At 35.0% G+C, this 11,869-nt stretch carries 9 protein-coding genes; 8 read left to right on the top strand and 1 reads right to left on the bottom strand.

The features are described from left to right. The coding region (locus tag AC061E_RS16265; RefSeq protein WP_478287195.1) for an alpha-ketoacid dehydrogenase subunit beta at positions 1-1,313 on the top strand (1,313 nt) is incomplete at its 5' end. Between the two features lie 294 nt (positions 1,314-1,607). Further along, positions 1,608-1,832, top strand: coding sequence for a hypothetical protein (locus AC061E_RS16260; RefSeq protein ID WP_478287194.1), 225 nt, complete (start codon positions 1,608-1,610; stop codon positions 1,830-1,832). A 30-nt stretch (positions 1,833-1,862) separates the two neighbouring features. On the opposite strand, the gene AC061E_RS16255 is transcribed toward AC061E_RS16260, so the two are convergent. Then, entirely contained in the window at positions 1,863-3,407 is a 1,545-nt protein-coding gene (locus tag AC061E_RS16255; RefSeq protein WP_478287193.1) for a hypothetical protein, read from the bottom strand. 154 nt (positions 3,408-3,561) lie between these two features. Here AC061E_RS16255 and AC061E_RS16250 point away from each other — a divergent pair, with 154 nt between their 5' ends. The 6 genes from AC061E_RS16250 (at position 3,562) to ilvC (ending at position 11,551) form a co-directional block, all read left to right on the top strand. After that, positions 3,562-4,737, top strand: a complete 1,176-nt coding sequence (locus AC061E_RS16250) for a 2-isopropylmalate synthase (protein ID WP_478287192.1) — start codon at positions 3,562-3,564, stop codon at positions 4,735-4,737. A gap of 29 nt (positions 4,738-4,766) precedes the next feature. Then, entirely contained in the window at positions 4,767-5,870 is a 1,104-nt protein-coding gene (leuB, locus tag AC061E_RS16245; RefSeq protein ID WP_478287191.1) for a 3-isopropylmalate dehydrogenase, read from the top strand. Between the two features lie 36 nt (positions 5,871-5,906). After that, on the top strand, positions 5,907-7,580 hold the full coding sequence (gene ilvD / locus AC061E_RS16240; RefSeq protein WP_478287190.1) for a dihydroxy-acid dehydratase: 1,674 nt from the start codon (positions 5,907-5,909) through the stop codon (positions 7,578-7,580). Between the two features lie 138 nt (positions 7,581-7,718). After that, positions 7,719-9,413 (top strand): biosynthetic-type acetolactate synthase large subunit, encoded by a 1,695-nt coding sequence (gene ilvB, locus AC061E_RS16235; protein WP_478287189.1) that lies wholly within the window; start codon positions 7,719-7,721, stop codon positions 9,411-9,413. Positions 9,414-9,507: 94 nt separating this feature from the next. Further along, entirely contained in the window at positions 9,508-10,026 is a 519-nt protein-coding gene (ilvN, locus tag AC061E_RS16230) for an acetolactate synthase small subunit (RefSeq protein WP_158729709.1), read from the top strand. 55 nt (positions 10,027-10,081) lie between these two features. Then, entirely contained in the window at positions 10,082-11,551 is a 1,470-nt protein-coding gene (gene ilvC / locus AC061E_RS16225) for a ketol-acid reductoisomerase (protein ID WP_478287188.1), read from the top strand. Positions 11,552-11,869: the final 318 nt, after the last annotated feature.

Here is an 11,869-nt window from a genome sequence, read left to right as displayed (position 1 = left end):
CTGAATTAAAGGCTTCAATGAAAGAAAATCCAAGACCTGTTTTATTAGAGTTTAAAACCTTCCGAATGCGCGGGCACGAGGAGGCGAGTGGAACAAAATACGTTCCGCAGGAATTAATGGATATGTGGGCTGAAAAAGATCCTGTGGAAAATTTCAGAAACTTTTTGTCAGACAACAACATTCTTACAGCTGAGTTTGATGAAGGGCTACGATTAGAAATTAAGAAAGATATAGACGAAAGTTTGGCTCTTGCCAATGCAGAACCTGAAATAGAAGCTTCTTTAACTGAAGAACTAAATGACGTGTACAAACCATTTGTATTTGAAGAAGTTAAACCTAAAACAGAAAAAGAAAATATCCGTTTTATAGATGCAATTTCTGCCAGTTTAAGACAATCCATGGAACGTCATGAGAACTCAGTTATCATGGGGCAAGACATTGCTGAGTATGGTGGAGCATTCAAAATTACAGATGGATTTGTGGCGCAATTTGGAAAAGAGCGTGTGATTAATACACCCATTTGTGAAAGTGCAGTGGTTTCAGCAGGAATGGGATTATCTATTAATGGTTACAAAGCGATTGTGGAAATGCAGTTTGCTGATTTTGTTTCAACAGGATTCAATCCAATAGTCAATTTATTAGCCAAATCACATTACCGATGGTTAGAAAAAGCAGATGTTGTGGTGCGAATGCCATGCGGTGGCGGGACACAAGCTGGACCTTTTCATTCACAAACTAATGAGGCTTGGTTTACCAAAACACCCGGTTTAAAAGTAGTTTATCCAGCCTTTCCGTATGATGCAAAAGGTTTGTTGAACGAATCTATAAACGATCCTAATCCAGTGTTGTTTTTTGAACATAAACAATTGTATCGAAGCGTGTATCAGGATGTACCAAAAGATTATTATACTTTACCATTAGGGAAAGCAGCGCAGTTGAAAGAAGGAAATGATGTTACGATAATATCATTTGGTGCTGCGGTTCATTGGGCTTTAGAAACTTTATCAAAAAATCCTGATATTTCAGCAGATTTAATAGATTTAAGAACGCTCCAACCTTTAGACACCGAAGCTATTTTTGCTTCTGTAAAGAAAACGGGGAGAGCTATTATTTATCAGGAAGATTCCATGTTTGGCGGAATTGCTAGTGATTTATCAGCAATGATTATGGAACAATGTTTTCAACATTTAGATGCACCAGTGAAACGTGTGGCAAGTTTAGACACACCAATTCCGTTTACAAAAGCATTAGAGGATCAATATTTACCCAAAGGCAGGTTTGAAAATGCACTTAATGCCTTGTTGGCGTATTAATATGGAAGTTATTTTAGATTGTTTTTAGTATTTTAATTCTAAAAATAACCTAAAATCCAATAGATAATTATAAAAATTAGAATGGTGCCAAAGCAACCTCCACCTAGTTTTTTAGCTCCGTAGCCCGCTAGTATTGTTTTAAAGAATCCGTTCATAATTTTTTTATTAAAAGTAACCATTAGTTTTTACATTATAATCTATTTATAATTATCTATTTTTTTTTGAAAATAATTCATTTGTATTTGTAGCAACAAAATGATGTTTCTATTTTTGAAAAAAAATTAAAACGTACTCATGAAGCCGCTTAACGAAAAATTATTAGTCAAAGATGCCACTATAAATAAAGTACAATTTGACAAAGAATGGTTTTATAAATTAGACGATATGGCTTTTTATTTGAAAGAAGACCTTTCAGAAGTTGAATTTATATTTTTGCCCATACAAATTGATGGTGACCAAGAGTTTGTAAAATGTTCCAGTTTTGAAGATATAATGCGCGGTCGTAAAGAAATTGAATAGAAAAGGAGGCTTTAGCCTCCTTTTTGTTTTTTACCGATTGTTTAGTTTTGCTTTTTCCTTTATAATGACGCTAATCTTGCGATTTTCTATTTTACTTTCTAACCAAGAAATAATATCTAGATATAAAAAGGCACGTTTTTCATAGGTATTTTGTTCTAATTCGACAAAACGAGTTCGCATTTTTATAAACTCTTTCTTGATATCTGTCGGATAAATAGAGTTTAAATTTTTCAAGAATTTAATAATTTCTTTTTGCACCTCATGCAAGTCGTTCATTTTGAGTAAAAACTTATACGTATTTTTGAGTTGATTTTCTAAGTAGTAATCTTTCCCTAATTCATAATGTGCTATCAAGCACAGCAAGCGCGCAAAACACATTAAATCCTCACGCATGGAAAGGTTTTTATTGTTGATGATTTTCTCTAAATAAAAAATACTTTCAGCATATTTTTCGTTACCAAAATAAATAGAAGCAAATTTGTAGTAAAACAACATTTCGTGATGCTCGTCAAGATGATCCGTATGCATTTTTAATTTATGCAATACTTCAGGAATTAAATATTCACTTTCTGCAAAAGTACCTTCTAAAATATGTAAATTAAGTTTGTTGTTATAAACATATAAAAAGGACAAACTCGCAATATTATCATTCACTGGAAAGCGGGAATCTTTTATGGTTTCTTCTAATAAATCTAAGTATTTTTTGAACTTGGTTTTGTACTTCAACATGTACAATGACTCCAGTAAGTAATGATTCCCTTTTAAGAAAAAAACAGGATTCAAGTAAATCATATTGGGATTATCATAAAAAAGGGTCACCCATTTTAAAGCATATTTATAACATGATAAAAAATCCTGCACTAAAAAACTGCGCCACAAATTGGCATTATAAAACCAATATTTTTCTCTAAAACCAAACTTTTTTTCGTCGAATTTGGAGATGTGTTTTTTAAAATAGTCATCAATATAAGTAAACTCTGCATCGGTTTTTACATAACCGGTTTTGAGCATGATACCATAGAGCTGTAGTGATAAGTTTGATAATTTACTAGAAATGGTATTGCGGTAATTCAACTCTTTAGCTTGTACTACCAATTCATCTGCACGACCTTGAATACTGCGGGTTATGTATTGGGATTCAATGAGTTTCTCAAATTCTACAATTTCATAGGCCATTAGTTTTTCATCATTTTCTAAGGCCAGAATTTTGGTTTTATCCAAGAGTTTTAAACTTTGCTTATACAAGCCTTTATTGTATAGAATTGCAGCAAAATCAATTTGTTCTCTAAGTTGATAACGCATGTTTTGACTAGGAATGTTCAATCGGATACTCACCAAAATTTGCTTGTACAAATACGATTTGAGGTTAGACAATTGCACTTTTTTGATACTGCCACTTTTCAAAATTAGCTTTTCATCATATACATCTGATTTATCAAGTATGTTAAAAAGTTCAATAAATTTTGTATTGGAACTGGTCTCTAATCTACTTGCAAAAATTTTAAATTGTCTTTTCTCAGATTTAGAAAGCGACTTTATTAATACAAATAAAAAATCTTTTTGATGGTTAGCCATTGTAGAATAGTATAACTTAATGTTTTGTTAATCAGTATTTTATAAAGTTCAAATACCCCTTATGAGCAGTATATTTCAGGAAATTGTGTTTTCTATCCAACTAATGAAAGATATTTTTGTTACAAGTTGTGCAAATTACATTAAATAAATTAAAATGAATAGAGAGAAAGTTCAAATTTTTGATACCACCTTACGTGATGGAGAGCAAGTCCCAGGATGTAAGTTAGACACTAACCAAAAATTAGTGATTGCAAATCGATTGGATGAAATGGGTGTAGACATTATTGAAGCTGGTTTCCCTGTTTCTAGTCCAGGTGATTTTTTATCTGTTTCAGAAATAAGTAAGGTTGTTAAAAATGCAGTAGTTTGCGGATTAACTCGCGCTGTAAAAAATGATATTGATGTAGCCGCACAAGCGCTTCAATATGCCAAAAGACCTAGAATTCATACAGGCATCGGAACTTCTGATTCGCATATTTTCCATAAATTAAATACTACAAAAGAAGATATTATTTTACGTGCCAAAGCGGCCGTAGCTCACGCCAAATCCTACGTAGAAGATGTAGAGTTTTACGCTGAAGATGCAGGAAGGACCGATAATGAATTCTTAGCACGAGTCTGCGAAGAAGTTATTAAATCAGGAGCTACCGTATTAAATATTCCAGATACAACTGGGTATTGTTTGCCAGATGAATACGGTGCAAAAATTAAATATTTAAAGGAAAATGTTAAAGGGATTGATAACGTCATTTTGTCTTGTCATTGCCATAATGATTTAGGAATGGCAACTGCAAACTCAATTGCAGGGGCTATAAAAGGAGCTAGACAAATAGAATGTACAATCAACGGAATAGGAGAGCGAGCAGGAAATACGGCACTTGAAGAAGTGGTAATGGTATTTAAACAGCATCCGTATTTAAATTTAGATACCAATATTAACACTCGTCAGCTTAATGAAATGAGTAGGTTAGTATCAGAAAGTATGGGAATGATAGTTCAGCCCAACAAAGCAATTGTAGGGGCAAATGCCTTTGCACATAGCTCCGGAATTCATCAAGATGGAGTTATAAAAAATCGAGCCACTTATGAAATCATGGATCCGCTTGAAGTGGGTGTAAATGAATCTTCAATTGTATTGACCGCCCGAAGTGGTAGAGCAGCATTGGCTTACAGAGCAAAAAAAGTAGGTTATGAATTGACTAAAATGCAACTTGATGTGGTTTATATTGAATTCTTAAAATTTGCTGATATTAAAAAAGAAGTAGTAGATCAAGACATTCATCAAATAATTGAAGCTTGTAAAATCAATAAGGAGTTGGTTTTAAATTAAACAAAGCCCCTAAACTAAAATCAAATATTATGAACTTAAAAATAGCAGCACTTGCAGGAGATGGAATAGGACCAGAAGTAATTTTACAAGCCAAGAAAGCTTTGTATGCTATTGGTGTCGTTTTCGATCATGAATTTGTTTTTGAGGATGCCTTAATTGGGTCGATTGCAATAGAAAAGACAGGAAATCCATTACCGGAACAAACTTTAAATCTTTGTTTAAATACGGATGCCGTGCTATTTGGCGCCGTAGACGATACTGTTTCAAGTACTAAATTACGTCCTATTCAAGGTTTATTAAATCTGCGTCAAGCCCTCGGTTTATATGCAAACATTAGACCTGTAAAGCCTTATGCCGACTTACTTGATTTGTCTCCATTAAAAAGAAAGATAATTGAAAATACTGATTTCATCATCTTTAGAGAAATATCAGGAGGATCTTATTTTAGTGAGAAAAAAAGCAACGAAACAGGCACTTTTGCTTCAGATCTTTGCGAGTATTCCGAAGAAGAAATTATTCGCATCAGTCATTTAGCCTTTCGAACTGCTCAAAAAAGAAACAAAAAATTAACTTTAGTTGATAAAGCAAATATTTTAGAAACCTCACGTTTGTGGCGTAAAGTTGTCACTGAATTAGCTGAAGGCTACCCAGACGTTATCTTAGAATTTTTATTGGCAGATGCCGCAGCGATGCAAATTATAATCAATCCAAAACAATTTGATGTAATTTTAACTGAGAATTTATTTGGAGATATTTTATCTGATGAAGCTAGTGTTATTACGGGTACAATTGGATTATTGCCATCGACGTCATTAGGAAGTTCATCAGCGCTTTTTGAACCTATTCATGGTTCTTTTCCAGAAGGAAAAAATAAAAATATTGCCAATCCTATTGCTTCTATACTTTCTGCGGCTATGCTTTTGGAACATTTTGGTCTACATGCCGAATCCTTAAAAGTATACGAAGCTGTGCAAAAAGCAATTGAATTGAATGTAGTAACCTCTGATTTGAATCCGTATTCAAAATTTGGGACCAATGAAGTAGGAGATTTTATTGCCAACTATATTCTAAGCAAAGACGATCTTTATTTTAAAAGTGATAATGTATACATCGGACAGTCTACTATTGTTTAAATATCAACGCAATAGTTCAATTATAACAGAAAAAAAATGGAATTAAATAAATACAGCAAAACGATTACTCAAGACGAAACACAACCTGCAGCGCAAGCCATGTTGTACGGTATTGGTTTAACCGAAGCTGATTTGAATAAAGCTCAAGTGGGAATCGTAAGTATGGGATACGAGGGAAATCCTTGTAACATGCACTTAAACGATTTGGCTAAAGATATAAAGACAGGGGTTTGGCAAGAAGATTTAGTGGGATTGATTTTTAATACAATTGGTGTGAGTGATGGCATGTCAAATGGTACAGACGGAATGCGATTTTCATTGGTATCTCGAGATGTAATTGCTGACTCTATTGAAACAGTTGTGGGAGCACAATGGTATGACGGACTAATTGCTATTCCTGGTTGTGATAAAAATATGCCTGGTTCTGTTATGGCAATGGGGCGCCTTAATCGCCCTTCGATCATGGTTTACGGTGGTAGCATTCATTCTGGAAAATGGAAAGGGGAATCGCTCAACATTGTTTCAGCATTTGAAGCATTGGGTAAAAAGTTTAATAATACGATTTCACCTGAAGATTTCAAAGGTGTAATTCAAAACTCTTGTCCAGGTGCGGGTGCTTGTGGCGGAATGTATACAGCAAACACCATGTCATCAGCCATCGAAGCTTTGGGGATGAGTTTACCCTACAGTTCTTCAAATCCAGCTTTAAGCCCAGAAAAAAAGCAAGAATGCCTTGATGCCGGAAAAGCCATCAAAATATTATTGGAAAAAGATATCAAACCGAAAGATATCATGACACGCGAAGCCTTTGAAAATGCCATTACGATGGTAGCAGTTTTAGGAGGATCAACCAATGCTGTCATGCACTTGATAGCGATGGCGCACTCTGTAGATATTGAAATAACTTTGGATGATTTTCAAAGAATTAGTGATAAAACGCCTTTGCTAGCCGACTTAAAACCAAGTGGAAAATACCTGATGGAGGATCTTCATGCTGCGGGCGGAGTTCCTGCAGTTATGAAATATTTATTAAAAGAAGGTCTATTACACGGACATTGTTTGACGGTCACAGGTAAAACTTTGGCCGAAAACTTAGCTTCTGTACCAAACTTAAATGACGGTCAAGATGTAATTCATGAAATTCAAAAAGCATTAAAAAGTACAGGAAATATTCAAATTTTATACGGCAATTTGGCTTCTGAAGGCTGTGTCGCAAAAATAAGTGGTAACGAAGGCGAGTATTTTGAAGGAGATGCCATTGTATACGAAAATGAACATGATGTTATAAAAGGAGTCCGAAACGGCGAGGTTAAACCTGGAAATGTAGTCGTCATTAGGTATTGTGGACCTAAAGGTGGGCCAGGAATGCCTGAAATGCTAAAACCAACCTCTGCAATCATGGGTGCTGGTTTGGGCAAAAGTGTCGCTTTGATTACTGATGGTAGATTTTCTGGTGGTTCACATGGTTTTGTAGTTGGGCATGTTACTCCAGAGGCTTATGATGGTGGCGGTATCGCATTAGTTCAAAATGGCGATATCATAACGATTGATGCCATAAAAAATACCATCGATCTTAAAATTTCGGATGAAGAATTTGCAAGTCGAAAATCGAAATGGGTCCAACCAGAAACGCCAATAAAAAAAGGAGTGTTACTTAAATACATACGATCAGTTTCGAGCGCTTCTACAGGCTGCGTAACTGATAAATAAAAACCACTAGGAATTTCAAAAGGCAATATCAATAGCAAAAAAAAAATTTGATTGTTATTACTCCGAATTTTGAAATTGATATTGAAAGTGCTGTTGCCAAGGAATTTTAAAAAGGCAGTGGCTTAATAAAAATAAAAAATGGGAAATACAAAAATATCTGGCGCAGAAGCCGTTATCAAATGTTTATTAGAAGAAGGTGTGGATATCATTTACGGGTATCCGGGTGGTGCCATTATGCCAGTCTATGATGAACTTTACAAATTTAAAGACGAATTACACCACGTATTAGTGCGTCATGAGCAAGGAGCTACACATGCTGCACAAGGATATGCCCGTGCAACCGGTAAAGTAGGAGTAGCAATAGCAACTTCAGGACCTGGAGCAACTAATTTAGTTACTGGAATTGCTGATGCTCAAATTGATTCAACACCAATGGTTTGTATCACAGGGCAGGTAGGAAAACATTTATTGGGTTCAGATGCTTTTCAAGAAACCGACATTATTGGAATTTCGACTCCGGTTACCAAATGGAATTACCAAATTACAGAGGCTTCTGAAATCCCAGAAATTATTGCGAAAGCATTTTACATCGCCAAATCGGGGCGCCCTGGACCAGTTTTAATTGATATTACCAAAAATGCACAGTTTGATGAAATGGAATTCAGTTACAAAAAATGTACTAGTATTAGAAGTTATCATCCTAAACCAATCCTTAATGCTAATAAGGTTCAAGAGGCCGCAACTTTAATTAATAATGCTAAAAAACCATTTATCATTTGGGGTCAAGGCGTAATTTTAAGTCAAGCCGAAGCCGAATTAAAAGAACTTATAGAAAAATCAGGTATTCCTGCTGCATGGACTATTTTAGGTTTATCTGCATTGCCAACTTCCCACCCGTTAAATGTAGGAATGGTAGGAATGCATGGCAATTATGGACCCAATGTACTCACAAATGAATGCGATGTGTTGATTGCTCTCGGAATGCGTTTTGATGACCGCGTAACAGGAAACCTTGCCACATATGCCAAGCAAGCCAAAATAATTCATTTTGAAATTGATCCAGCTGAAGTGGATAAAAACGTAAAAACAGATGTAGCCGTTGTCGCCGATTTGAAAGAATCTTTAACGGCTTTACTACCCCTTATTCAAAACAACACGCATGATTCTTGGCACAATGAATTTAAAGCTAAATATGAAATTGAATTAGAAGCGGTCATAAATGAGGAGCTGAAACCCAAAAAAGAAGGAATTTCAATGGGTGAAACTATCGAAATGATCAACAAACACTCAAAAGGAGATGCTATTTTGGTTTCGGATGTGGGGCAACATCAGATGTTTACTTGTCGTTACGGAAAATTCAACTCAACAAAAAGTAATGTCACATCAGGTGGTTTAGGAACTATGGGATTTGCATTACCAGCAGCAATTGGAGCTAAAATGGGAATGCCAAATCGTGAAGTTGTCGCTATAATTGGTGATGGTGGTTTCCAAATGACAATTCAAGAATTAGGGACTATTTTTCAAACCAAAGTTCCAGTTAAAATTGTCGTTTTGAACAATGAGTTTTTAGGAATGGTGCGTCAGTGGCAACAATTGTTTTTTGACAAAAGATACGCTTCTACCGAAATGATCAATCCAAATTTTATTGCTATTGCGGAAGGCTATTATATCAAAGCGAAAAAAGTAATAAAAAGGGAAGATTTAGATAGCGCAGTTGCAGAAATGTTAGCTTCTAAGGATTCTTATTTCCTAGAAGTGATGGTCGAAAAAGAAAATAATGTATTCCCAATGATCCCAACAGGAGCATCGGTATCGGACATTCGTTTGTCATAAAAACAGTTTAAAGTTTAAGGTGTAAAGTTTTGGAACTTCAATAGAATTTTATTCAACTTTTATACCTTAAACATAAAACTTTAAACATAAAAAAATGGAAAATAAAACATTTACCATCTCAGTATATTCAGAGAACAACGTGGGTTTATTGAATAGAATATCAGGTATATTCTTAAAACGCCACATCAATATTTTAAGTTTGAACGTATCCGAATCAGAAATTGAAAACGTTTCACGATTTATAATTGTGGTGAATACCACAGAAAAATGGGTGCAAAATATCGTAGGACAAATCGAAAAGCAAATCGAAGTGATTAAGGCGTTCTATCACGTTGACGAAGAAACGATTTTTCTTGAAAATGCACTTTTTAAAATAGAATCAAGTTTGTTATTTGACGAAAAACAAATCCAAAACATTATCAAAGAAAGTCACTCCGAAATTGTTACTGTAGCAAGAGATTTCTTTGTGATTTCAAAATCAGGACAGCGTGCTGAAATTCAAGATTTATACGAAAAGTTGCAACCTTTTGGAATTATGCAATTTGTTCGTTCAGGCCGAATTTCAGTCTCTAAAGAAAAAATGCAAATTTCTTCCTTGCTCGAGCAACTGTAGCAATAAATTAAAAATAAACTAAAAACTAAATTATACTTTCCTTAAAAATTACAAAATGGCAAATTATTTCAACTCATTACCACTTCGATTACAATTAGAACAATTAGGCGTTTGCGAATTTATGAACCAAGCTGAATTTTCAGAAGGCATTAGTGCATTGGCTGATAAAAAGGTTGTCATTGTGGGGTGTGGAGCCCAAGGTTTAAACCAAGGATTGAACATGAGAGACTCAGGTTTAGACATATCATATGCTCTAAGAGCGGAAGCAATTGCAGAAAAAAGAGCTTCTTTTAACAACGCTTTTGATCACGGATTTACTGTTGGAACCTACGAAGAATTAATTCCAACTGCTGATTTAGTTTGTAATCTTACACCAGATAAACAACATACAGCTGTGGTAACAGCCATTATGCCTTTAATGAAAAAAGGTGCAACATTAGCGTATTCACACGGTTTTAATATCGTTGAAGAAGGAATGCAAATTCGCAAGGATATCACAGTTATCATGTGTGCTCCAAAATGCCCCGGATCAGAGGTTCGTGAAGAGTATAAACGTGGTTTTGGAGTTCCAACTCTAATTGCAGTTCATCCTGAAAATGACCCCAACGGTGTAGGTTTTGCCCAAGCAAAAGCATATGCAGTAGCCACTGGTGGACATAAAGCAGGTGTGCTAAACTCGTCTTTTGTTGCCGAAGTAAAATCAGATTTAATGGGAGAACAAACCATTTTGTGTGGTATGTTACAAACAGGATCAATTTTATGTTTTGATAAAATGGTTGAAGAGGGAATTGAGCCAGCATATGCTTCAAAATTGATTCAATTCGGTTGGGAAACCATTACTGAAGCTTTAAAACACGGTGGAATTACGAACATGATGGATCGCCTTTCGAACCCATCTAAAATTGAAGCTTTTCGTTTGGCGGATGAATTAAAAGAAATTATGCGACCATTGTTTCAAAAACACATGGATGATATTATTTCGGGAGAGTTTTCTAAAAATATGATGATTGATTGGGCTAACGATGATATCAATTTATTGACTTGGAGAGCAGCTACAGCTCAAACTAATTTTGAAAAAACAGCACCAACTACAGCTCCTATTTCTGAGCAAGAATATTTTGATCATGGAGTTTTATTAATAGCAATGGTGAAAGCGGGAGTTGAACTAGCGTTTGAAACCATGACTCAATCTGGAATTATAGAAGAATCGGCGTATTATGAATCATTGCATGAATTGCCTTTGATTGCTAATACTGTCGCTCGAAAAAAATTATACGAGATGAATCGCATTATTTCGGATACTGCTGAATACGGTTGTTATTTATTTGATCATGCATGTAAACCTTTATTGGTTGATTTTATGAAAACGGTACAAACAAATGTAATTGGGAAACCATTTTCAACCTCAAACGGAGTAGACAATAGCGTTTTGATTGCAGTTAACAAAACCATAAGACAACATCCTATTGAAGAAGTTGGAGAATGGCTGCGTGCTTCGATGACAGCGATGAAAAAAATAGGATAACCTCAATACAATTTACCACATATGAGGATGTGGCGGGATTGGCACTATATCATTTGATTTCATAATATCTTGAGTTAGTTAAAAATTGTTACAATGATCGATATGGATGCTTTTACACCTACTTAACTCTAAATTTCTGGGAGTTAAGTGGGTTAATCCCATTTTTTGTTCCAAAAAAGGAGCGATTATTTGCATTTATATTCGAGATTTTTAATGCTAATGAAACTTCCTTTTTAAACCGACAGGAGGCTGAAGATTACTTTCATTAGCATCGATTCGTGCTCGATGAACCGGGCGCTTATGGCTTAGATCACCGAC

Source organism: Flavobacterium sp. GNP011, assembly GCF_056428925.1.
The sequence above is the reverse complement of the archived record's forward strand: the minus strand, read 5'-3'. Positions and strand labels throughout refer to the sequence as shown.

Coding starts and splice junctions, on each gene's coding strand:
- ilvB (WP_478287189.1), top strand. CDS start 7,719: ATGGGAAATACAAAAATATCTGGCGCAGAAGCCGTTATCAAATGTTTA.
- ilvD (WP_478287190.1), top strand. CDS start 5,907: ATGGAATTAAATAAATACAGCAAAACGATTACTCAAGACGAAACACAA.
- ilvC (WP_478287188.1), top strand. CDS start 10,082: ATGGCAAATTATTTCAACTCATTACCACTTCGATTACAATTAGAACAA.
- AC061E_RS16255 (WP_478287193.1), bottom strand. CDS start 3,407: ATGGCTAACCATCAAAAAGATTTTTTATTTGTATTAATAAAGTCGCTT.
- AC061E_RS16250 (WP_478287192.1), top strand. CDS start 3,562: ATGAATAGAGAGAAAGTTCAAATTTTTGATACCACCTTACGTGATGGA.
- AC061E_RS16260 (WP_478287194.1), top strand. CDS start 1,608: ATGAAGCCGCTTAACGAAAAATTATTAGTCAAAGATGCCACTATAAAT.
- leuB (WP_478287191.1), top strand. CDS start 4,767: ATGAACTTAAAAATAGCAGCACTTGCAGGAGATGGAATAGGACCAGAA.
- ilvN (WP_158729709.1), top strand. CDS start 9,508: ATGGAAAATAAAACATTTACCATCTCAGTATATTCAGAGAACAACGTG.